Origin of the sequence: Listeria monocytogenes ATCC 19117, from assembly GCF_000307025.1 — a bacterium.
Taxonomy (GTDB): Bacteria; Bacillota; Bacilli; order Lactobacillales; family Listeriaceae; genus Listeria; species Listeria monocytogenes_B.
Genome location: NC_018584.1, coordinates 91,466 through 114,423 on the forward strand (window position 1 = coordinate 91,466; position 22,958 = coordinate 114,423).

A 22,958-nucleotide genomic window follows, 5' to 3' on the forward strand; every position below is an offset into this window, starting at 1 on the left:
TAATAATTTCAATAATAAGCTGATTTCTTTTTGATTATTTATCGATTACATAGAAAATAAGTGGAATTTCAAAGTATCTAATAATTTACTACATGATATACAAAAGGAGTTGTTTCAGTGAGTAGAATTGACATCGGAGAAATACAAGCTTTTTTATACCAGCTACGTGCAGCCAATGAACCAGGAAGGAAAACTATCCAATCTATCAAAGCGGCCGTGACAAAGTATGTGGGAGATAATAGTTTAAAAGGAAAAGCAGTTGATGCATCGAAAAATTATTATCAAATGACTTATTTCCCTCTCTGTGATGCAATAATCGAAGCTATGGACGAAAGTGAAGAAAGATTGGGGCAGTACATCCAAGATTTTCATGCCGAAGTTGATAGTTCACCAGATGCCAAAATCGATGCGGACGGTTTATATGAACTGGGTAAAATGATTGACCGAATAGAAAGCAAAAAAGAAGCTTTAGCACAGCGAATGAACAGTGGAACAGAAGGGCAAATGCAGAATTATCGTTCTCAGTTAGCTATTGCGTATAAACAGGAAAACATTCTCGAGAAATATTTGTCATTTGAACAAAGCCACGCTAGCTTTTTTGACCATTTGATTGACTTAGTTCAAGCAGTTCAGCAGACCATCCGCGAACTCCAGTCGAATATCCAGTTCAACAGCCAGACAGGCACTTACGATCTAAGTAAGCTGAATCACGCTACAGTGAGCCACATGCAACAAGCTTTAAATAAAGCACGAGGAATAAAAGAAGATATTATAAAAGAACTACAAGACTACACAGTGCTTGCAGTGGTATATTTAGATAGTAATGGAAAAGAACAGGTGATGTGGTTATTAGAGCGAGACGGCTTAGGAGTGGAGAATGCCGAACTTAAAGTCTATTTAGAAAAAAACGGAAAATATCTTAATCCAGAAGATTATTCGATTATTACTAATGAAGACTTGAATAAGAAAATCAATAAAGCTTGGCGAGATGGTGTTTATTATCTAAATGGTAACAAGTATGATGGACTAACTGGCGGTATTTTATCTACCTCGGCATATGTTGAAGCTGGGAAAGGGTTTATAGATAAGAGTGGGTTAGCGGATGTTGTGCTGGGGCTTGGGTTGAGTACGGCTGCGATTAGAGGGAGTGTGACATTTGGTAAGAAAAATAAACTGAAGGGTTATGATTATTTAGATGACCTGTTGGGCGATTTAAATAATAAAGTGAAAATAAAGAAGTATGACTCTGCTGAAAGTGTCAATAAATATTGGCATCAACAAAACTATGATCAACCTCCATATACACCTAAAACACCTGTCCAAGATTTAGAACTTTTGGTAGAAACTAAATTTGTCAGGGTATATGATGGGGGAAGTTCAAAACTACATGGTGGATGGCTTATGAAAGCAGAGGATATAAAAGGTTTAACACCGACTCAAATTAAAGATAAATTTGCATTACCTAATATACCCAAATTTGTTGGAGAAGTTACTTTGCCAAAAGGCAGCAATATCAGAATGGGAGAAGTAAATCCTCTTTTCGAAAATAAAGGTGGGGGTATACAATTTGATTTGAAAGGTCAATTCATTGGTGAATTTAAAGAACTCGGAAAAATCTCAGAATGGGGCGGATTAAAGTGACAATTAACGCAGAATACATTGATAATAAATTAACTGCTTTTGGAAAAAGCATTGAATTTAAGAATAAAATTGTAGAATTAAAAGAGAATGATAACTGTTTATTTGTGAGATTATTGGTTGTTCCTGGTCAAGAATTAAATGAAAACACTTTAAGTAATGTATATGCAATTAATAAATTGGGTGAAATTCAATGGCAAATAAAAAATGTTGCGCCAAAAGGAAATAATGTTTATATATGCGCACCATTGGTAGGTATGGATATCGAAGAGAACGATTTATTTGTAACAGATTTCATGGGGCGGAGGTTTGAAGTTAATCAAGAAAATGGTGAACTCAACCAAGTGAGAATAGTGAAATAAACTCTCCTTTTACTCTAATAAATTTTTGTTTGTTGAAGTTTATTAGGATATTGGATTTACTATTAAAGGTAGCGAGGTGGACTAAAAGTCTCGTAATTACTGGATTTAAATGATAATACGGGTGAAATCAAGGATATTGAAGAGTTAATAAATGAAAACTCATGTGATTAAGTAAACAAATTACGGAGGAATAACTATTTTTAAGTTGGAAATAAGTTTGCGCTTTAGAAAGCCGACATTATTAAGAAATGCTGAAACAGGGCACGCACCATTTAAAGCGATAACTTAATTTGAATAATTTTTAAATGAAGATGAGTGAAAATTGGCTAAAGGTACTTTCTCATGAGAGAAATATATCAAGTGAACTGTCCACAAGAGAATATAAGACCTTTTTAGAGGATATGATGTTGAGGTAGTTAAGCTGATAGATTTGCTAAAGAAAGAATCAAACACAAAGATGAGGAAAAAGCTTATGACGAAGATAACTCATATGAATAATAAATTAATTTTTGAAAACCAAGAATACACATTTGAGTATCCAATACAAACTTTGAGAGAAGATAAAAATCATGTATATGTTTTATTAGATATACCAGCCAACCAAGAATATACGTTTGATGATTTTCATAATATTTATGCTTTTTCTTATACGGGTGAACGGAAATGGCAAATAGGAGAGAGACCCGTTGGAGATAATGATGTTTATACTTTGATTAATGTAAAAGAAGGAATACTTTACGCTACAGATTTTAGCGGAAGAAAATATAAAGTTTGTGAAAAAAATGGAATTCCTGAAAAAATGGAAATTGTAAAATAAAAAATACATTTTACTGTCTCGTTCAGAACCCTTGCAACCCATATTTAAAAAGGGCCTAAATGTTTTAGCAATGTTTTTATAAAATCCCAAATTGGAAAACCAACCTTCACCCAAAAGGAGCTAACATGAAAAAACTACAATGGCTAACTAACCGATTATTTGCAACCTCTATCCTCCTAATCACCACGTTATTTATCATACCCCCAACATTTGCGATAGCTGATGGAAGTAAAGTGAGTTTTTATGAATACATATATGGAGCACCTTTTAGATGGCTAACTGTAATTAGTACGACAGATAAGAAAGGTGCATTTACGGAGATGTTTTTCTCGGGAAACGAGGGTATAACTATCCAATGGCCCAATCTAATGATAAACTTTCTCTTAATTTTCCTTGCAATAACTATTATCTTTTCCCTAGCAAAAAAGCTTTACGATAAAAAGAACGTCAAAAAAGACAACCCATAACAGGTTGTCTTTTTCTATATGCTGTTGTAAATGGTCTCTTACTGTACACGAGAAAAATTCACCTAGCTAAACTCGTCTAGTCTTAACCTTCTCTTCATAAATCCCAATCTTCCTAACCACTGTATCCAAATTCTTCTGCAAGTCTTCAATCTCTTGCTCCAAAATAACCTTTTTCTTTTTTAACATATTTAATCGTTCGGAAATAGTGCTGTCTCCTGCTGCGCGCCAAATTGTGTACTGCTTTAATTCTTCTACCGATAACCCGGCGCCTTTTAAGTGCAGTAAAAATTTTAGCCAATTGGCGTCTTCTTCGCTGTATATGCGCAAATTATTCTTGTCGCGGTCAGGGGTTATTAAGCCTTCTTTTTCGTAGAATCTAAGGGTGCTACTGGGAATGCCTACTAGTTCGGAAAATTCACCGATAGAAAAAGCCATTTAATCACCTCTTCTGTGTGTTTTTCATAAGGATACCATTTTGAATAGGAAATGCCTACTTTCCGATGCGTTTATTTTCAGCTGCTGAGTATCTATCACCAACAATTTCAATCTGCGATAAAGCATCAGCTATTTTTTGTCGTGCTCCGTCATCAAAACGAATGTCCGTGGAGGCGATATTTTCTTTAATTCTGCTTTGTTTTGTTGTTCCGGGAATTGGCACGATCCAAGGTTTTTGGTCAAGTATCCAAGCGATGGCGAGTTGTGCCGTTGTGACATTTTGCTCGTCGGCTATTTCTTTCATAAAATCGAGTAGTACTTGGTTGGCTTCCATGGCTTCTTTTTGGAATCTTGGTAAGCCACCGCGGTTGTCGTTTTCATTGAAGCTAGCATTTATATCCAATTTGCCAGTTAAATAACCGCGACCTAGTGGGCTGTATGCGACAAGCCCGATGCCAAGTTCTTCTAAAACCGGAAATATTTCTTTTTCAGCTTCTCGCCACCAGATGGAATACTCACTTTCAACAGCAGCTAGTGGCTCTACTTTATGAGCACGGCGTATTGTCTTTGCGCTGGCTTCGGAAAGTCCCCAGTGTAGAATTTTTCCTTCTTGTTTTAAATTCTGAATGGTTCCGGCAACCTCTTCAATTGGGATAGAGGGGTCAATTCTATGAATGTAATATAAATCAATGTAATCCGTTTTTAGCCGTTTGAGAGAGCCTTCAACCGCGGCCTTGATGCTTTCTGGACGGCTATCGACTTCGTTATTTAAACCATTAATTTTAAAACCACCTTTTGTTGCAATTTGAACATGGTTTCTTTTGCCAACTAAAGCTTCTCCGACAAGTTCTTCATTAGTATAAGGTCCGTACACTTCAGCAGTATCGAACATCGTAATCCCTGCATCCATTGCAGTGCGTACGACTTCAATCATTTCTTTTCTATCTTTCGCAGGTCCCCGGTGATAATTGAGTCCCATACAGCCGAATCCAAGCTCTGAAGTTACTAAACCAGTGTTTCCTAATTGTCTCTTTTTCATAAAAATATGCTCCTTTTAAACCAAATTTTTAAATTAGAAATATCAGGATGTTGTATTTAGTTTATCAGTTGAAGTGAACTTTAAGTCAAGCGTAACTAATTTATTTTTAAGAGCATGAGATAGTTTAACAAAAGCGATGATTAATTTTATTTTATTGATGGGGGCTTATTCTTTGTTCTTGGAAGGAAAAATTGCATAAAAGCTGTCTTAAATAAGCGCTAGGAACGATTTTAGTAGTTTTAATAGTACTAATACATCAAGAAATGTTACGAAAAAATGTCGACAAATACTCAAAATCACGTAAATCAGTTGTAAATGAGTATACGAATTAAACGTATTTTCTAAGATAATAATATTTATGATGGAAATTCAGAAAGGGTGATAACAAGAATGAAGTATATCGATTACCATGATTATATGCATAAAGACGCGATAATATATGCTTATCTCCAAAATAATTTTCCGTATATCCGCAAACGAATAAAGGCGTGGGAAAGTTTTACGCTAGATCGAGAAGATATTCTATTGGTGAAAAGTGGCGCAATATTTGAAGAAATTAGTGGGAAGAAAAAAGGCATAGCACGATGCTTTTTTTCGAAAAGTTTAATTTTTCCTACTAGAAATCAAATAGTATTGAAAGCTTTCGAAACTTCAGAAATTTGTTTTATCAATGCTGAAACAGCTTTTGGGAAATTAGAAAAAGATCAGATTTTATCCAATTTTTTTCTACAGATTGCGGAGAAAAACGAAGAAGACATGCGAAGACAAGCATTTCTTGGGACAGAGAACTCAAAAAATAAAATTATTTCAACGCTCAACTTCTTGCTAGAAAATAATAAATCTAATAATAAAACACCCATCTTTCCTGAATGGCTTCAAATAAATGTTTTGGCACAGTTAGCGAATTGTTCCATCTCTACCATTTCTTCTACTGTAAACGAATTACATGCGGAAGGAATATTAGATATAAAATCTTCGCCCTGGAAACTTAAAGGCAGAGAAAAGAGGATAGAAATTCTTGAAAATGAGCACCAGAAAATAAAGCTTAATGAAAGAAAGCATAAGAGTAATGTTTTCTAATGGTATAAGACTTGAAAAAACTTTTTGAGTACTTTTCCAAGCACAAAAATTATACTAAAAGAGGTGGAAGTAGGACTTGAAGAAAAATATTTTAGTCGTAATGATTGTTTCGGTACTTGCAATTAGTGCAATTGTATCAGCTTTTTTCTTAATGAGAGACGATGCTTATGCTATTGAAACGGAAGGCTTTACTTATAGCCCGAAAGGAAAAGTAGTAGATTTCTCATCAGAAGCCAAGTATAACGATACATGGATTAACAATGAGAAAACAATAACAGATAAAAAAGAAATGAAGCCAATTAACCTAGCAAGAACGTTATTTTTAAAAGATGGACGAATTCAATTTTTAGGAAAAAGTGTAGCCGTTAAAAGCGCATCAGATTTGATTGAATTACCATCCAAAACTTCTATAACAGAAAGCAAAGGTAGTTACAAAGCAAAAAGTGATAGTAATAAAACATTAGCACAACTTCCAAAAGGCACAGTTGTAAAACTTGCAGAAGGAAGATATATCATTTTGGATAATGCCTACCTAAAAAACAAACAAGGTCTTAATAAGAAACTACCTAAAAACGTACTTGTTTCCATAGACGAAAATAAAAAAGTGACGTTAATGGGCGATAAAACCATAGAAGAATTAGGCGGGGATGATGCTTATATTGAAATGGAGAACAATCACTATCACTTTGACTTGAAAAAAGAAATGTTGGTCAGTCAAACAGCTAAAGAAACAGATATTGATATTCGCTCCATTAAAGTGGAAATAGATGATAATGCCGAAAAAAGAAGTCTAAAAACAGCTAAAGAAACAGCAAATGAAACAACAAAAGATTCAACTCAAAAAGAACCAGAAAAACAGTCGAATGATACTTCTGGACAAAAAACAACGCAAAATAATGAGACGTCTGAAGGTAAAGATAATCAAACACAAGGCGCGTCTGGCAACAATGCAAATGGAAATGCAAATAACAATACAGCGAGAAGTAATGGAACAGGCGGAAGTGATTCTGGTGCAAACGGCTCTCAGCCCGGTGGTACGCAGAATAAACCAAATGAAGGCGATGTTAATAAAGCGAATGAAATTATTAAAAAGCTAAACGAAGCTGAAAACACAAATACGTTTCAAGTACCAATTGTGGATGTCAATTTGACAGTTAAAGGTCAAGTGGCTACAGCTAAACTAAAACTGACAGACGCATCCAAAAGGCTAAACTCCTTAGAAGCAATTCTTTACGATAGTAAGAACAATATTGTAAAAAAAGAAAAATTGAACTCAACAAAAGCGAATCAAAACTTCACCTTTAACAATTTAAAATATGGCGAAACATATCAAGTAGTTGTTCAGGGAAGCTACAAGTCAGCAAGCAATAAAAATCAAGATACTATTTTCTTCCGCCAAACGGTTGAGGCAAAACCGGTTGTTTTAACTCCAAAAGTGACGGAGCGCGGCGAAGATTATATGAAAGCGGAACTGACTGCAACCGAACTTTACGGTCAAATTGATAAGCTGGTTTTAAAAATCAAAGAAAACAACAGCAATGTAACCACTTCTCAAAAAGTTACTGTTGATGCGAGTCAATTGACAAAAGACGGTCAAGTAGAAGTTAAATTTAATTCATTAAGTAGTGCTAAAGAATACATTATCGAAATGGAAGAATTGATTGTTGATGGAAAAAACGTGACAGATGATAGTTGGTACTTTATTTCCTCTACATTAAAAGCGAAACCAACAATTGAAGGCATAAATCTTTCATACAGCACGGATAAAGGCGAATTTGTTGCGTCACCAGTTAATCTAATTGACAGAGACGAATCAATTACAAGCATTCGATATGTAGCGTATTTAGAAGATGACTATAAAGCAAATGGTTCTAATGCCAAGGAATACGCTTATTCTGTAGTAGATGCCAACCAAAAGAAAACCGCTGTTAAAGTTGGTCGAACAGTTGATATGAATGATGGTAGTTATATTTTTGTTGGTTATATTTCTGGCAATAATGGTCAGTCTGATTATACTTTTGCAACTCCAGCTTCGAACAGTGTCATCGTTGGTAAAAAAACGAAGCCAACTGTAGAGTTTTCTCTGAAAGAAGCAGAGCAAGATAAACTGACAATCAACTATGAAATTTTTGATGCAGATAACACACTTCTTTTTGATAATCTAACACATCCAACCTTAAAGCTTTATAAGTCAGACGCTCAAGGGATGTATAGTGGAAATCCTGTTGCTACAGTTGATTTAACAAAGAAAAGTGATATTACGAATTTACTAGAATTCGATGGTTTAGAAAGTGAAGCTTACTATGTTGTCGTAATGACAGGCTCCTATAATCTGGACGACGGAGCAGGGATTATGGTTGATGAGCTTATTGGTCAGTCAAGTGTCTTCCGGACAACCGAAATTACAAAGGTCAACGCATCTTTTTCACTTGATTCAGTTGATACAACAAAAGCAACAATTAATGTCAAATTGTCTGAAGCGGCTGTTAATTTAAACGACGCTAATTTAAAAATTTATGAAAAGAAAACAAATACACTTGTCAAAACGATTCCGCTACACGGGGATTTTGAGAAGCTAATGAGCGATTTGGGAAATAGTTATCCCTTTAAAGATTTAAGTATTAATAAAGAGTATCTTGTGAAAATAGAAGATGGCTATGATAGTGGAATGAATCATGTTCCAGTTGAAGGGCAATTTATTTTCAAAACCAAGAAAGAAGCACCTGAAACAGACAAAGTATTGCTTGATTACAAAGCTTCTGAAATGAAATTAGGAGGCCTAGCGGGAATCGCGGCAACGGAAAAGCCACTGATTGATGATTACAACGCTGTTAGTTCTATTACCTATAGTATCTATAAAGCAGACGATTTAAACACACCGCTTGTGGAGCAAGAAGTTTCAACAGCGGCAGACTTTGAGAAGCACGTGTACTTTGATTTAACTAATAAGCTCTTAGGACGAGGTTATTCTTATGTCATAAAAGCGGATGTTGTTTGGAATGATAATTATGAAGATCATCATATTGAAATTAATTCCGATACAATCCAAATCAAAAAAGAAAAACCAACCGTTGAATACGAAATTTTAAGCCGCACAGCGAGCGAAATTAAATTAAATGTATATGTAGAAGATGAGGAAGAATCTATCGTACCGGGAACGCTTGAAATTACTAGTACGACAGGCGGTAATGAGCAACTTCAAAGTGGGAAAAATAATGTAACCTTACCACTTTCAAGCGAGGGAACTACAACAATTAAAACAACAGGTGATTACATTATTACCAGCGGAAGTTCAGCTATTTCAGATATTTTTATGACGAAACAGTTGGCAGCATTAAATACTACTGCACCACAAGTTGGAGCTAAAATTGCCATGGATGCTTCAGGCAAATCAATGACTATCGCCCCAGAACCTAATGCAGTTGCAAAAACTTCTGTGATGAGAACTAAATATGATTTGAAAGATGCTGCAAGCTCCAAACCAGATTATTCAATTACAAAATCTGGTCCTAATCAATTTAATACTCAAAACCTTAATCTGCCTATAGGTAATATTTGGTTTGATAATTCTTATCAGCTAACCCTTGATATGAAAATGAATTATACAGAAAACAAAATCGATAACCAAAACCTAGCCAATAATTACTATCTATCTATTGGAAATGGAGCGTCATTTGTTAGCTCTTTAAGCGGAGCGGTTTCGACAACGAACAACGTAAATAGTGCGGATGTTTTCAAAGTAACGAAAGCAAGCACCGATTCAGAAGGTAATATTTCCGGTGTTACATTTAAAAATATTTGGACTGATAAGTATATAGCTTATCGAAATGGTATTTTGATTAGTAATAGCGAGACTCCTGATTCATTCAAATTAATCCGTCAAGCTGATGGAAGTTATGTACCAGAATTGAGCGGTCGCTATGTTAGTTTCTCTGTTGGACTAGTAACAGATGAAGCAGCTGGATCAAAAATCGATTTATATTCAACTCAGGAAAAATTAGAACAAGTTTCGGAAGCTATTTCTGTAAAAGCACTTGAAGAGCCAGCTATTTCAGCTGAGAATATTAGTGTTTATGATAAACGCGTCAAAATAGATGTTATTGGTGAGGATAAAGACAATACAACGGTTAAGAAAGATAACAAGAATGAACTGTTTGTAAATGTTTATAAAGCAGATGGAACAACGCTCGTTAAATCAATTCGGATTGATGGACTACCAACACGCGATGTTTCTGTTACAGAGCTTTCACCAGATTCAGATTATGTTGTTAAAGTTGAAGGGAAATATGATTTGTTAGATGGTAAAGGCGAAAAAGACAAAGTGTATTTTTCAGAGACAATTAAGACAGAAAAAAGTTTACCGAGTATGACTTCAACTGATTATTCATGGAATCCAGCATATGGTCAGCGAGCAATTAAAGGAAATATCCATTTTACTGATGAAAGTAGCGTATTAACAAATATTGAATATCGTCTGTACGATGCTGCGACAATTTCTTCCAATTTATCTAATTTAGTAGCTTTAGAGCAAGAGTTAGGCAATAAAACTCCCGTAGCTACATTTGATAATATGACAAATAGTCCAGAATTCTCTATATATAACAGTTCTGGAGCTCAAAATTTTGTTTCTGGAAAAACATATGTGATTGCAGCATATATGAAGACAAGTCTAACAAGAGCACCTATCTTCCTAAGTGATGCCAAGGAGCTTTATATTTCACCGCCAAGTGGTGTTTCTGCTCCAATCACGCTAGAAAATGTTTCAACAAGAGAAGCGACTCTGAAATTCTCTTATAATGATCCACAAAGTTATTTTGTTGGCGGAACAAATAAAGAATTCCAGTACGTATTAAAAAACACGACAAATGGAAAGGAAATTAAAAAAGGATCGTTTCAAGGTGGGAATACAGCTAGTTGGATAAATACTTTTGAGGAATTAGAACCTGCAACAGGATATACGCTAACAATTAGCACCCAATACGATAATCTAAATGGTGGATTAGTAAGAGCATGGAATACTAGCTTTAATTTCACTACAGATGATGAATATGTAACTTCGAACTCACTTACCATTCAGCTAGATGCTGGAGCAAAAGTAGTTAAATTACAGGCTAAAGAAGTCAAACCAGGATCTACAACGATTGAAAATATTAAAATGGAGTTCTATGAGCTAATCGACTATGGAGGCAATAATGAACATAATCAATTAGTTGAAACTAAAAATATCACTTTACCAAGTTCTTATCCAGCAACTATTGCAGCAGATTTTAATGTGGCAGGTAAGAAGAAAAATCAAAGTTTCTTGGGTAAAATGATTGTCACCTATCGAACACCAACAAATGAAGTTAAAACGTATGAAAAAACATCTAATTTCATTACTTTACAAGAAGATATTGCCGCAGGATTAAAAGCATTTAAGAGTGTGCGAGCAACAAATAAGACTTTAGAAGTAAAATTAGATACTCCGCAAGTTAATTTAACCGATAAAGGAGATTACACGTATGAATTGAAGGGCGAAAATGGTGAGGTAATTGATACAGAAAAAGTTGCAGCGGAAGATATTTCTAAAACTGTATCGTTATCAATGGAGCCAACAAGTGATTATACGTTGACTGTCATTAATCCAGATAACCAGCCCGTCGCACTTTATCAAGGCAATAACGAAGAAAATAATCTGAAAGCTGAAATCAACAAAGATAGTTTTACACTGATGAGCAATAACACAGCCGATGCTGAAACTACAATGACAGTAACTGTAGAGCCTAAAGAATTAACAGCATGGCAAACAGTTCAATCCTGGTTTGGTAAAGACTTTACAGAAACTTATAACATCCAAAAAGATGAGCTAGATACAGGTGTGAAAATTGATGAAAATTATCAAGACACTAAAGTTACTGTCGAAGAAACAAAATCAGGAAAGAATTTTGGAATTATTGAATTGGAGGAGAGCAAATGAAACCTACATGGAAAATAGGGATAATCGTTGCAGCTGTTCCGTTAATAATTATTGCTGTCGTCTTATGGGGGTCTTTTAAGGAGGCAAGGTATAATCTTGTCTCTCTCCCTGATGACGGTGTAGTCCTAAATAATGAGCAAGAGACATTGCAATTTCAAAAGGGCAATACGCTTTATCGCAGTTGGAATAGTGATCAATTAATTGCGAAAAACGATAAAGAAGATACTCGAAACGAAATTATGGAGAGTACCATCCTTTATCTAAATAAAGAAGCCTTAATGTTTACTAAGAGTGTTCCCGTCATTGATACAAATGGGGTTAGTAGCAAACTAAAAGGAAGACAAGTCTACCAACAGACCAATTCTTCCTATAAATACAAAAACTCAGAAATCACGGAAAACAGTATTGTAAAACTAGCAAACCGTCAATACTATTTAAACGCAGATGCAACACTTTATCTTGGCGGCAAAGAAATCAAAAAAGTGTCGAAACCATTACTTTTGATTGATAAAACAGGAAGCGTCACTATTTATGAAAACAAAAAGAAAAGCCGTTTTCTTGGTCATATGACCTTGAAAGTCAATGATAAAACGGTTTTAGATGCTAGTAACGAAACGTATACTGTCGGCGAACGGAAAATTGATTTAGCTAGCTTTGGTGGAACAGACAATGAAAAGATAGTCGTAAAAGAAGATAAGAAAAAGACCGCAGAATCTGCGAAAGAAAAAGAGTCTGCGAAGAAAACAGCAAGTAACTCCTCTCAATCAGAAAATGAAAGTAACCAAACAACAAAAGGTACAGGCAATCAACTCAATGCTACCAAAAAATACGGAAATAATTTAAATGTTGGAAATGGAACTTCTGATTCGGAACCAAACGATGGTAAGGATACTAAAAATAATGGTTCAGGAAGTAATGCGAATGGTGGTACTAATCAATCAGATTTAAATGAAATTGATAATTATGAAGCAATCTTACGTAAAATAGAGGACTTAAATAAAAAATTAGAGCGAAACATTCCAGTGCTAAGAATCGGCTATATCGCACCTGGAGTGACTAGCGTGAAAGTCAACTATAACTATGTAGATCCGAATAACACTTTAATTGGTGTCACTAAAATTAGCGCCGTAGATGAAAAAACTGGAAAAACAGTTAATACGCAATATGTTTCAGCAGTAGATACGGAAGCTACACTAAAAGGACTTTCGCCAAATGGCAAGTATCATCTTGAATTTACCTATCAATATGATTTAGGAACAAATAAAGGCATTCAGGAAGTTAAAATGCAAAGCGACTCTTTTACAACGCAAACTGTTGCCGCAATTTATCAAATGCAAAGCGTTACAAGCACAACAATGAAAGTAAATATAGCGCTTGATGCACAAATTGATGATGTTAAACGAGCAAGAATTAAAGTAACCAAAGCAGATGGAGATTTTTTCTATATGAATGTTAGTGCGAATTTTTTAAATGGTAACGGAGAAACGCTTAATGTAACTGGGCTAAGTCCTAAAACTGCTTACCAATTCCAAACGATTATTGAAATGAAAAACGGAGAAACCATTGAATTAAACAGCTCCGAGAAATATTACACTATGCAAGCAACTGTACTAAGAAATCTAAGAGCTAGTCAATCTGTGAATAAAGTTTTACAAGTGCAATATGATTGGAGTTCGGCTGATTATACATTAAATCAAGCAACCATCGAACTGGAAGACGAGGAAGATAAAACAGAAGTAGATTATCAAATCGTTAATCAAGAAAAAGGTAATATTCATCTTGTTCCAGACACGAAAAGGGAGTTAATCAACTTAAAAGCCAAACTAGTACTCAAAACGACAAATAATAACACAAAAGAAAGCAAAACATTTGAGTATCCTGTTAAGCAAGAAATTGAATACGACAAACAAGCTAAACTAACAATGGACTTAACGCCGTTTCAAACTGAAGAAAACAGTGAGTTACAGTCTGAAAAACAAGATGTAGTAGCAGAGAAAGAAACGAACGGAAATGATTTAACAGCTAAGATGGAAGATGTTTTAGCCCCTCAAAACGCAACTTATGATATGTCCTTTTCGATGCAACGTAAAGCTCTCGAAACGTATCAGTTGGAATTTGAAAGGAAGATAGCTGGGATAGACGATGATAATTGGACCGTGTGGAAGAGTCAACAAGTTACAACGGATGAAGCAGGGCAAGTGAAGGTTACAGAAACCATTTCAAAACTAGCTAAAGAAAGCTTCGATTATCGTGTAGCTGTATACGATGCGCAAGGTGCATTACAACTGTACGTTTATCAAAAGTAGTAAAAAATGATATGCATTTTAATACAACAAACTCAAACAGAAGGTAGGAAACAACAATGGATTTAGTAGTTGCATGTAGCGTAATTGGCGCGGCACTGGCAATTGGGCTTGCGACTTTAGGAGCGGCAATTGGACAAGGAATTGCCGTAAGTAGAGCAACAGAAATTATCGGAAAAAACCCGAATGCAAAGAAAGAAGTTATGGGAGGTCTCTTTTTGGGACTTCTCATGATAGTTGCATTAATGCTATTTGCACTGGCAATCGCAGTCATCTTGCTTTGGGTTAATCCGTTTATATGATGGGTGAGAATATGGAGAAAATGATTCAAACAATAATTCTATATAGTGTTTTCGCAGTAGGATTCTTATATTTACTGCATTTCACCTTAAGAAAACTAGAAAATATCTTGACTAGCTTTTTTTACGAAGTGAGTCAAGATCAGTCGCTTGAAAAGGAAAGTCTTTTACGCCGTTTAAAGCGACAAAAAGTAGCAACAACACAAGAAGAACAAAAAAATCGTCAATTGGCTATTGAATCGGAACAAAAAGAAGAGCTTTTTTTAGAAGAAATCGATCAATTAATAGCTCAAAATAAAAGCTATGAACAACAATTGCAGGCATGGGAAAATGAAAAGCCAAAGCAAATCGTGGAGGTTCCTAGATTTGAAACAACACCACACGCACCGTACAAATCACTAAGTAGTTACATTAATGAAATTTTTCAACAAGTTTTTATTGAGTCGGAAGAAGATGAAGCGCGTCTATTTACAGAAGCAATTCGGGAATTTGATGCATTAGTTAGAACAGAAAAAATACGTTGTGCGCTCCCATACAAAGTGATTTTGCAGTTATTTGAAATGTATTCGCCAGAGCAGTTACATTTATTTGCTCAGTCATTTCAGAGATATAGTGAGCGTTCGAGTAAACTTCCTGTGAAACAAATTTACCAAAGTAGTTATTTATCGCCAGAGCAAAAATTAAAAGTGATGCAAGAAGAAGGTACTTTAGATGAGTTAGATGCTGAATTTATCCAATTTCTTTTTTACATGATGACGCATTACTCTTACCGCCAAACGCGGAACCTGTATCGTAACTTTTTAGAGGTATACAATATTCATTTTTATACAGGTCTTATTTGCATCCATGTAGCTAGCAAAGATTCAGCTAATCACTTTGAAAAACTTTGGCAGCCGGCGCATAGGGGCTATAAAATCGAGTATCAAGTACAAAAAGAGTTAATTGGCGGAGTGATTATTCAATATGGTTCTAAATCAATTGATATGAGCTACCAGGAATTAATTAAACGATCAACAGAAAAAATGGAAGCGGAAGTGAAACTTTGAAAACAATTCATTTTGATATGAACAAATACGAAACCCATGTGGACTTGGAATATTTGAAAGAACATGGCCGAGTGGAAAAAATTTCTGATGGAGTTATTTTCTGCTCAGGCCTAGAAAATGCAGCGCTACATCAGGCTGTTTTAATTGATGAAAGGCACCGAGGTGTAATTCTGGAGCTCAATGAGGAATTTGTTGGAATCGGTTTGATTGATAAGACGAATGACATTTTAGAAGGTATGCATGTTGGGGTCTCCGGCAAATTTATCGAAGTAGACCTATTTGAAGAAATGGCAGGGCGTGTTATTGATACTACAGGAAAAATGCTTTATGAAGAAAGTGAAGAAAAGCCGACAGCAACCTCTCCACTTTTCTGTGTAACTCCAGCTATTATGACGATTGATAGTGTAACACGCCCGCTTAATACGGGGCTTGCGGTGATTGATTCTATTACGCCAATTGGTCGAGGTCAGCGTCAATTAATCCTTGGCAATCGCCAGTCTGGGAAAACACAAATTGCTGTGGATACGATAATTAACCAACATGATCAAAATGTGCATTGCATCTATGTTGCTATTGGCTTAAAAGCAGCTTATATCGCAGAAGTTATTGAAACTCTTCGAAATCATGGAGCAATGGAATATTCTACGGTTGTTGCAACTGCAGCCAGTGATTCCCTTACCGCGCAATATTTAACACCGTATGCGGGTATGGCAGTAGCGGAAGCCTTGCGAGATCAAGGTAAAGATGTACTCATCATTTTAGATGATTTAACCAAACATGCGGATGCTTATCGAGCAATTACTTTACTCTTTAACCGCCCGCCAGGAAGAGAAGCTTATCCAGGAGATAGTTTTTATATTCACTCTAGCCTCTTAGAAAGGGCCGTTCAAATGAATGAAGAACATGGTGGCGGTTCTATTACAGCAATACCGATGATTGAAACTCTATCAGATGATGTAACAGCTTATATCCCTACTAATGTTATCTCTATTACAGATGGGCAATTATTTTTAAAATCGGATTTATTCAACCGTGGTCAAAAGCCAGCCGTAGATGTTGGTGTGTCTGTTTCAAGGATTGGCGGCGATGCACAACACCCAATTATACGCAAATTAAGTAAAAACTTAACGTTGATTCTTTCGCAGTTTGAGGAATTAAAAGAATTACTCGATTTTGGTAATGCACTTGATGATGGCAGTATGAAAATGGTATCGGATGGCCGATTATTAACAGAATTATTCAAGCAAAAAATTCTAAGCCCGTTATCAGTAACGGAATTAATCGTTATTTTATATGCTTTCCAAAATGGCTTTCTAACAAAAATCCCGCCTGCCAATATTCAGACCTTCAAAGACCTTTTGCTAGAAAAAGCGCATATGCATAAAGATTTTGAGTCGTTTTCAGCTCAGATAGAAACGATTAATGAACTGAATGAATCGCACATCGAAATGCTAGAAGAGATCATTCGGGAAGCTGGGAGGCTTTTTAGTTGAGTAGCATAGACCAAGCCCGAAAAACCATTAAAGCACTAAATTCAACCTATAAAATAGTCCATGTAACAGAACTAGCGACACTCGGAAAACTTTCCGCCTTAAGAGAAAAAGCGGAAGCGGCTGTTAGTTATTACGAAACTATTTTAAAAAGTTTGCGCTGGGTGAGAAAAACTATGTACACCAGTAATAACCAAGTAAAAGAAGAAAAAAATGTTACTGCTATTGCGATAACTTCTGAGCGTGGTCTTTGCGGCGCCTATAATAGTGAGGTTTTTGTTGAAATCGACCAGTTGATTGAATCACTCGGCGAGCAAGTAACGATAAATTGGGTAGTTGTAGGTGAACAAGGTCACCGTTATTTAACAAAACTAGGTCAGAATATCACCTCTTATTTACAGTTTTCTCTTGAAAATATTGATTTAGAAACCACTACGGCTGTTACTGCTGATTTTATTGACCTAATTCATTCGGAACAAATGGACGCACTATATGTGATTTTCACGAAATATTTGAATGCAGTTCAATCAGAAGCTATGTGTGAAAAAATTTATCCTGAAATTCCAGAAGACTCGAATACGGAGGAAATTGAAGTAGATTATGTACTCGATTTCGAGACGGATGATGAGCAGGTGGAGCAGTTATTATTAGAAAACTATTTGTGTGGCTTGCTTTATAGCATGTTTCGTTACTCGGTTGCCAGTGAATATTGCATGCGCCGAATCGCGATGAAACAAGCCAAAGACAATATCCAGAAACAATTGGAAGAAGCTATTTTTAATGCCAGAAAGCAAGCATTACAACAAAAAACTGGCGAATTACTCGATATCATTAGTGGAGCACAGACGATTAGGAAGGACGAAGAATAAATGAAAAAAAACACAGGAACCATTATTAGTATTAGTGGTTTTGTTTTAAAAATCGAATTTAATGAGAGCGAACTGCCTGAAATTGGCTTTGCGCTTGAGTATCATACACATCAAGGAACTTATCTAGCTGAAGTTGTTCAACATACTGGAATTAATACAGTGTCTGCCATCGCTATTGGTGAGGTAAGTGGCTTGGCTAGAGGTACGGAAGTCGTTAATTTAGGACATCCAATTGAAGTACCTGTTGGGGAAACCGTCCAAGGAAGAATGCTAAATGTATATGGAAAAGCGATTGACGGCAAACCAGAACCAGCTGCGGAAGTAAAATGGCCAATATTCCGTGACCAGCCTTTACTTCGAGAGCTAGATACGAATAAAGAAATTCTTTACACTGGTATTAAAGTTATAGATCTTATTTGTCCTATTTTAAAAGGTGGGAAAACAGGTTTATTCGGTGGAGCGGGTGTAGGGAAATCTGTCTTAATGCAAGAATTGATTAATAATATCAGTATGCTTGGTGGTAACTCTGTATTTACTGGGGTTGGAGAAAGAGTTAGAGAGGGAATCGGCTTGTATAAAGAATTAGAAGCAAGTGGTGTGCTCCCTCAAACAACCGTTGTACTTGGTCAAATGAATGAATCTCCAGGTGTACGGATGCGCGTGGCATTAACAGGACTAACGATTGCAGAATATCTACGAGATGAAGAGAAAAAAGATGTTTTATTATTTATAGATAATGTCTTCCGCTTTATTCAAGCGGGTTCTGAAGTTTCTTCTTTACAAGGAAAAATTCCTATTACTGGAGGTTATCAATCCACACTTTCCAAAGAGGTCGGCGATTTTCAAGACCGCATCGCGTCTACTAAAAATGGCTCTATTACCTCGATTCAGTGTGTATTTTTACCAGCAGATGATATTGATGATCCATCTGCAGTTGCGACGTTTAGCCATCTAGACTCAACAATTGTATTAGAGCGTTCGATTGCGGCACTTGGGATTTTCCCAGCGGTTAATCCACTTCAATCATTCTCAAGAGCACTCAATCCAACCTTTGTTGGCGAGCGACACTACCAATTAGCGGCGCAAGTGAAATTTATCTTACAGCGTTATATGGAACTGCAAGAAATCATCAACGTACTTGGAATGGCAGAATTAAGTGATGAAGATAGAAAACTAGTTCATCGTGCAAGGAAAATCAGGAATTTCCTTTCACAACCATTCTATGTTTCGGAAAAATTCACTGGAACAGAAGGCACATTTGTAGAAATTGAAGATTTGCTAGGGAGTATCGAACGCATTTTGAACGGTGATTATGATGAACGCTCAGAACGTGATTTCCTATTTATCGGATCCTACAAAGACTTGAAATAGGAGGAGAAGGAAATGAAACTTAAAATCGTCTCGCCTATGGGGCAGTTTTTTGAAGGAGAAGTAGAGGGCTTTGTTATTAATACAAAAGAAGGACAACAAACCGTGTTAGAAGAGCATATTGATTGTTTAAGCTTTTTTGACTATAGTGAAATCAGTATTTTAGATGCAGTTGCTTCGGACCCAATCTTTGTGGCACTTGGATATTTACATTTAGTACAAAATGAAGCAAATATCATGGCACAGTTTGCTTCTACGGATGCCGAGCAAGCGGAGCGGATTTTTGAAAGACTAAACAAGCGAAAACAAACAGAGAGTAGGCGGTCCGATGACAAGCGAATTTTTTAGTACACTTCTGTTGATTATTGGTTTATTACTTGGTTTTTTTCTGGCGATATTATTGATTTTGGTGGGGATTCGGCGCTTTTTATGTAGCGCTGAGGAACCCTTAAAACGAATCCAGCGCTATCAATTATGGCATAATCGCTATCAGTTAAATGCAGAGGTTACTTCTTTTTTAATTGTTATTGGAGCATCACTTTCAGTAAGCCTTATTACATTACAAATTACCGCAATTCCTTTTCAATATACGGTGCTAATATTTTGGAGTAGTTGGCTATTCCACTTACTTTCTTTTTGGAAGAAGATAAGAGTACCTAAAAAAATGAAGAACGAAATGAAGCAATTAGCAGGATTTCTTTTGATCACAGTGCTTTATTTTGTTGGTTTTTTTGCAATGAAGTCAGTGCATTTTTCTATTATACAAGTAGCAGATTTTCCGGGAGTTATTCAGTTCGGAATAAGAACCTATCTAACTATTTGTAGTTTTTTTGTGGCGTGTGGGGCATTAATTGTTTGGCAGCGCATCTATGTGAAACTACTAAAATGACTAAGAATGTGAATAAAGCATAACCAAGAAAAGTGAGGATGTCTACGTGGCATCCTTTTTTATAAATGAATATAAAAAAAGAATTTTTCTAACATATTTCTAACATACTTGTACTATACTTTAAATAAGCTGTTGATTAGCCATAAGAAAATGAACGAAAGGAAGTAAATTCAAATGACTTTTTTAGAATTCCATCAATTGGTCAAAGAAGATTTGTTGATTTATTCATGGATTATAAAAAATTTTCACCTTACGCGTCAAAAATTAATGGCGGGTGGCGAAATAACGATGAACCGTGAACAAGTAATAGTCATGGAGAAAGGTTTACTAGTACAAGTAAACGAGGAAGGTAAAGATGATTTGTATCGTGTTTTTATCGATCAACGAATTATTTTTACAACAAAAGGAGACATTACCTTAACGGCGTTAGAAGATACCTCTTATAGCATCATTCGAGCAGAAGAATTAATTGGAAAATTAGAAGACCAACATTTATTACCAACATTTTTCTTAGAAATAGCGGAAGACTTTGAGAAAGGTCTAGACTGGCAAAGAACGCTAATTTCTGTTGATCCTGCAGAACGTGCGGAAATGATTTTGGCGAAAATTATCGAGCGTTATCAAATAAATTCAGAGAACAAACCAGAATTTCCAAGATGGTTAAGAATAAATGTACTAGCAAGATTTGCCAAATGCTCAGTGTCTACTATGTCGTCAGTTGTAAACGAACTAGTCAATGAAGGTGACTTAAATATAAAAGGAACACCTTGGTTATTGACTCGACCTTATCAGGCAACTTGTGCTTAAAACAGACCTGTAAAAAACCACGCTTAAATGACATTTGCGTGGTTTTTTTACGCGATCTATAAAAAAAGATAAATTTATTACGTTTTTTTGATATAGATACAACAATTTTCAGATACACTAAATAATCAAAACGTATTTTCTGTATCAATAGGCGATACACTAATGATTATAGTATTAATATAGATGTTAAAATCATTGGTGTATAAGGGTTTTGAGAGTAATACTATAAATTGGCACAGAACTTGCAATAAATATAGCGGGTAGCAAAATAAATGAATTATATTAGGAGGGAAAAAGATGGTAGGAATTATCCTCGCAACTCACGGTGAATTTGCTGAAGGTATTTTGCAGTCCGGAACAATGATTTTCGGCGAGCAAGAAAACGTTAAAGCAATCACTTTGATGCCAAGCGAAGGTCCAGAAGACATCAAAGCTAAAATGGAAGCTGCAATTGCATCCTTTGATAGCCAAGATGAAGTTTTATTCTTAGTGGATCTTTGGGGAGGCACACCATTCAATCAAGCAAACGGTCTTTATGAACTACATAAAGATAAGTGGGCAATCGTAGCAGGACTTAATTTGCCAATGCTGATTGAAGCTTTCTCATCACGTTTTACAATGGAAAGCGCACACGAAATCGCAGCAAATATTCTTGCACCAGCTCAAGAAGGTGTCCGCGTTAAACCAGAAGAACTACAGCCGCAAGTAACAGCTACTGAACAGCCACAAGCAGAAATCGCTGCAGTTGGTGATGGCAAAATCGAATTCGTTTTAACTCGTGTTGATTCACGTCTCTTGCATGGTCAAGTAGCCACTGCATGGACAAAAGCAACACACCCAACAAGAATTATCGTCGTTTCAGATGCAGTTGCAAAAGACGACCTTCGTAAAAAATTAATCGAACAAGCAGCACCACCAAGAGTAAAAGCTAACGTTATCCCAGTCCAAAAAATGATTGAGATTTCAAAAGATCCGCGTTTCGGCAATACAAAAGCACTTTTATTATTCGAAAATCCTCAAGATGTTTTACGCGCAATTGAAGGTGGCGTAGAAATCGAACAAGTAAACGTTGGTTCCATGGCTCACTCTGTAGGTAAAGTTGTTGTTAGCAAAGTACTTTCCATGGGGAAAGATGATGTTGAAACCTTTGAGAAACTAAAAGAAAAAGGCGTTAAATTCGATGTGCGTAAAGTCCCTAATGACTCAAGCGCAAACATGGAAGACATCATCAAAAAAGCAAAACACGAACTAAAGACACAATAAAAAATTAAAATAGGAGGTTTATTATGTCTGTCATATCAATAATTTTAGTAGTACTTATTGCATTTTTAGCAGGTATTGAAGGAATTCTAGATGAATTTCAGTTCCATCAGCCATTAATCGCATGTACATTAATTGGTCTCGTAACAGGTAACTTAACAGCATGTATCATCCTTGGCGGAACTCTACAAATGATCGCACTTGGATGGGCAAACATCGGAGCAGCCGTAGCACCAGATGCCGCGCTTGCCTCAGTAGCTTCAGCAATTATATTAGTATTAGGTGGACAAGGGGTAGCAGGTATTCCATCTGCAATCGCGATTGCAATTCCACTAGCAGTAGCAGGTCTTTTCTTAACAATGATCGTTCGTACATTGGCAGTTCCAATTGTTCACTTGATGGACAGAGCCGCTGAAAAAGGGAATATACGCAGCGTAGAGTGGTTACATATTTCAGCAATTTGTATGCAAGGTATTCGTATCGCGATTCCTGCAGCAGCACTTTTATTCATTCCAGCAGACAGCGTTCAATCTTTCTTAGAAGCAATGCCAGCTTGGTTAACAGATGGTATGGCTATCGGTGGAGGAATGGTAGTTGCCGTTGGTTATGCACTAGTTATCAACATGATGGCTACTAAAGAAGTATGGCCGTTCTTCGTAATCGGTTTCGTAGTAGCTGCAATTTCTCAACTTACACTTATCGCAATTGGTGCTCTAGGTGTTGCACTTGCTCTTATTTACCTTAACCTATCTAAAATGGGTGGCGGTAACTCAAACGGCGGTGGAGGCGGAAACTCTCGCGATCCACTGGGCGATATATTAAACGACTATTAA

At 36.0% G+C, this 22,958-nt stretch carries 19 protein-coding genes and 1 pseudogene; 18 read left to right on the forward strand and 2 right to left on the reverse strand.

Annotated elements, in window-relative coordinates; genetic code table 11:
• Positions 1–117: 117 nt before the first annotated feature.
• The 5 genes and pseudogenes from LMOATCC19117_RS00495 (at position 118) to LMOATCC19117_RS00510 (ending at position 3,284) form a co-directional block, all read left to right on the forward strand.
• Positions 118–1,641 carry an LXG domain-containing protein gene (locus LMOATCC19117_RS00495; RefSeq protein WP_003734729.1) on the forward strand — a complete coding sequence of 508 codons (1,524 nt, stop codon included), beginning with the start codon at positions 118–120 and terminating at the stop codon, positions 1,639–1,641.
• On the forward strand, positions 1,623–2,000 hold the full coding sequence (locus LMOATCC19117_RS00500) for a hypothetical protein (RefSeq protein ID WP_003724916.1): 378 nt from the start codon (positions 1,623–1,625) through the stop codon (positions 1,998–2,000). Before LMOATCC19117_RS00495 ends, LMOATCC19117_RS00500 begins: the two co-directional genes overlap by 19 nt.
• A gap of 184 nt (positions 2,001–2,184) precedes the next feature.
• Positions 2,185–2,289 (forward strand): annotated as a pseudogene (locus LMOATCC19117_RS15010) (hypothetical protein); the annotation flags it as partial.
• A 183-nt stretch (positions 2,290–2,472) separates the two neighbouring features.
• Positions 2,473–2,817 carry a hypothetical protein gene (locus LMOATCC19117_RS00505; protein ID WP_003724917.1) on the forward strand — a complete coding sequence of 115 codons (345 nt, stop codon included), beginning with the start codon at positions 2,473–2,475 and terminating at the stop codon, positions 2,815–2,817.
• A gap of 125 nt (positions 2,818–2,942) precedes the next feature.
• Positions 2,943–3,284: a hypothetical protein gene (locus LMOATCC19117_RS00510; protein ID WP_003724918.1), complete on the forward strand. Its 342-nt coding sequence runs from the start codon at positions 2,943–2,945 to the stop codon at positions 3,282–3,284.
• A 66-nt stretch (positions 3,285–3,350) separates the two neighbouring features.
• Here the strand turns inward: LMOATCC19117_RS00510 and LMOATCC19117_RS00515 are convergent, their stop codons facing one another.
• Together LMOATCC19117_RS00515 and LMOATCC19117_RS00520 are read right to left on the reverse strand one after the other, a co-directional pair.
• Entirely contained in the window at positions 3,351–3,719 is a 369-nt protein-coding gene (locus tag LMOATCC19117_RS00515; protein ID WP_003724919.1) for a MerR family transcriptional regulator, read from the reverse strand.
• A 55-nt stretch (positions 3,720–3,774) separates the two neighbouring features.
• Positions 3,775–4,758, reverse strand: coding sequence for an aldo/keto reductase (locus LMOATCC19117_RS00520; protein ID WP_003734728.1), 984 nt, complete (start codon positions 4,756–4,758; stop codon positions 3,775–3,777).
• A 390-nt stretch (positions 4,759–5,148) separates the two neighbouring features.
• Here LMOATCC19117_RS00520 and LMOATCC19117_RS00525 point away from each other — a divergent pair, with 390 nt between their 5' ends.
• The 13 genes from LMOATCC19117_RS00525 to LMOATCC19117_RS00585 all read left to right on the forward strand — a co-directional run bounded on the left by LMOATCC19117_RS00525 (position 5,149) and on the right by LMOATCC19117_RS00585 (position 22,958).
• Complete coding sequence (locus tag LMOATCC19117_RS00525; protein WP_003724921.1) at positions 5,149–5,838, forward strand: Crp/Fnr family transcriptional regulator; 690 nt, start codon at positions 5,149–5,151, stop codon at positions 5,836–5,838.
• 76 nt (positions 5,839–5,914) lie between these two features.
• Positions 5,915–11,794, forward strand: a complete 5,880-nt coding sequence (locus LMOATCC19117_RS00530) for a hypothetical protein (RefSeq protein ID WP_003734727.1) — start codon at positions 5,915–5,917, stop codon at positions 11,792–11,794.
• Positions 11,791–14,100 carry a hypothetical protein gene (locus LMOATCC19117_RS00535; protein ID WP_003728367.1) on the forward strand — a complete coding sequence of 770 codons (2,310 nt, stop codon included), beginning with the start codon at positions 11,791–11,793 and terminating at the stop codon, positions 14,098–14,100. Before LMOATCC19117_RS00530 ends, LMOATCC19117_RS00535 begins: the two co-directional genes overlap by 4 nt.
• A gap of 56 nt (positions 14,101–14,156) precedes the next feature.
• Positions 14,157–14,399, forward strand: a complete 243-nt coding sequence (locus LMOATCC19117_RS00540; protein WP_003721714.1) for an ATP synthase F0 subunit C — start codon at positions 14,157–14,159, stop codon at positions 14,397–14,399.
• Between the two features lie 11 nt (positions 14,400–14,410).
• Positions 14,411–15,442, forward strand: coding sequence for a F0F1 ATP synthase subunit delta (locus tag LMOATCC19117_RS00545; protein ID WP_012681011.1), 1,032 nt, complete (start codon positions 14,411–14,413; stop codon positions 15,440–15,442).
• On the forward strand, positions 15,439–16,935 hold the full coding sequence (locus LMOATCC19117_RS00550) for a F0F1 ATP synthase subunit alpha (RefSeq protein ID WP_003728365.1): 1,497 nt from the start codon (positions 15,439–15,441) through the stop codon (positions 16,933–16,935). The genes LMOATCC19117_RS00545 and LMOATCC19117_RS00550 overlap by 4 nt, the downstream gene beginning before the upstream one ends.
• A complete protein-coding gene (locus LMOATCC19117_RS00555; protein ID WP_003724926.1) occupies positions 16,932–17,801 on the forward strand; it encodes a FoF1 ATP synthase subunit gamma in 870 nt (289 codons plus the stop codon). Before LMOATCC19117_RS00550 ends, LMOATCC19117_RS00555 begins: the two co-directional genes overlap by 4 nt.
• Positions 17,802–19,172: a F0F1 ATP synthase subunit beta gene (gene atpD / locus LMOATCC19117_RS00560; RefSeq protein WP_003724927.1), complete on the forward strand. Its 1,371-nt coding sequence runs from the start codon at positions 17,802–17,804 to the stop codon at positions 19,170–19,172.
• Between the two features lie 12 nt (positions 19,173–19,184).
• A complete protein-coding gene (locus tag LMOATCC19117_RS00565) occupies positions 19,185–19,517 on the forward strand; it encodes a hypothetical protein (RefSeq protein ID WP_003724928.1) in 333 nt (110 codons plus the stop codon).
• A complete protein-coding gene (locus tag LMOATCC19117_RS00570; RefSeq protein ID WP_003724929.1) occupies positions 19,498–20,058 on the forward strand; it encodes a hypothetical protein in 561 nt (186 codons plus the stop codon). The genes LMOATCC19117_RS00565 and LMOATCC19117_RS00570 overlap by 20 nt, the downstream gene beginning before the upstream one ends.
• A 174-nt stretch (positions 20,059–20,232) precedes the next feature.
• The gene (locus LMOATCC19117_RS00575; RefSeq protein WP_003728364.1) at positions 20,233–20,865 is read left to right on the forward strand and encodes a hypothetical protein; all 633 of its coding nucleotides are present in this window, start codon (positions 20,233–20,235) and stop codon (positions 20,863–20,865) included.
• Positions 20,866–21,162: 297 nt separating this feature from the next.
• The gene (locus tag LMOATCC19117_RS00580; RefSeq protein WP_014928999.1) at positions 21,163–22,128 is read left to right on the forward strand and encodes a mannose/fructose/sorbose PTS transporter subunit IIA; all 966 of its coding nucleotides are present in this window, start codon (positions 21,163–21,165) and stop codon (positions 22,126–22,128) included.
• Positions 22,129–22,151: 23 nt separating this feature from the next.
• Positions 22,152–22,958: a PTS mannose/fructose/sorbose transporter subunit IIC gene (locus tag LMOATCC19117_RS00585; RefSeq protein ID WP_003724931.1), complete on the forward strand. Its 807-nt coding sequence runs from the start codon at positions 22,152–22,154 to the stop codon at positions 22,956–22,958.

Bases quoted from the DNA above. Each gene is read 5' to 3' on its own strand.
- LMOATCC19117_RS00575 (WP_003728364.1), top strand. From the start codon at position 20,233: ATGACTTTTTTAGAATTCCATCAATTGGTCAAAGAAGATTTGTTGATT.
- LMOATCC19117_RS00585 (WP_003724931.1), top strand. From the start codon at position 22,152: ATGTCTGTCATATCAATAATTTTAGTAGTACTTATTGCATTTTTAGCA.
- LMOATCC19117_RS00520 (WP_003734728.1), bottom strand. From the start codon at position 4,758: ATGAAAAAGAGACAATTAGGAAACACTGGTTTAGTAACTTCAGAGCTT.
- LMOATCC19117_RS00540 (WP_003721714.1), top strand. From the start codon at position 14,157: ATGGATTTAGTAGTTGCATGTAGCGTAATTGGCGCGGCACTGGCAATT.
- atpD (WP_003724927.1), top strand. From the start codon at position 17,802: ATGAAAAAAAACACAGGAACCATTATTAGTATTAGTGGTTTTGTTTTA.
- LMOATCC19117_RS00545 (WP_012681011.1), top strand. From the start codon at position 14,411: ATGGAGAAAATGATTCAAACAATAATTCTATATAGTGTTTTCGCAGTA.
- LMOATCC19117_RS00525 (WP_003724921.1), top strand. From the start codon at position 5,149: ATGAAGTATATCGATTACCATGATTATATGCATAAAGACGCGATAATA.
- LMOATCC19117_RS00515 (WP_003724919.1), bottom strand. From the start codon at position 3,719: ATGGCTTTTTCTATCGGTGAATTTTCCGAACTAGTAGGCATTCCCAGT.
- LMOATCC19117_RS00570 (WP_003724929.1), top strand. From the start codon at position 19,498: ATGACAAGCGAATTTTTTAGTACACTTCTGTTGATTATTGGTTTATTA.
- LMOATCC19117_RS00580 (WP_014928999.1), top strand. From the start codon at position 21,163: ATGGTAGGAATTATCCTCGCAACTCACGGTGAATTTGCTGAAGGTATT.
- LMOATCC19117_RS00510 (WP_003724918.1), top strand. From the start codon at position 2,943: ATGAAAAAACTACAATGGCTAACTAACCGATTATTTGCAACCTCTATC.
- LMOATCC19117_RS00505 (WP_003724917.1), top strand. From the start codon at position 2,473: ATGACGAAGATAACTCATATGAATAATAAATTAATTTTTGAAAACCAA.
- LMOATCC19117_RS00535 (WP_003728367.1), top strand. From the start codon at position 11,791: ATGAAACCTACATGGAAAATAGGGATAATCGTTGCAGCTGTTCCGTTA.
- LMOATCC19117_RS00500 (WP_003724916.1), top strand. From the start codon at position 1,623: ATGGGGCGGATTAAAGTGACAATTAACGCAGAATACATTGATAATAAA.
- LMOATCC19117_RS00565 (WP_003724928.1), top strand. From the start codon at position 19,185: ATGAAACTTAAAATCGTCTCGCCTATGGGGCAGTTTTTTGAAGGAGAA.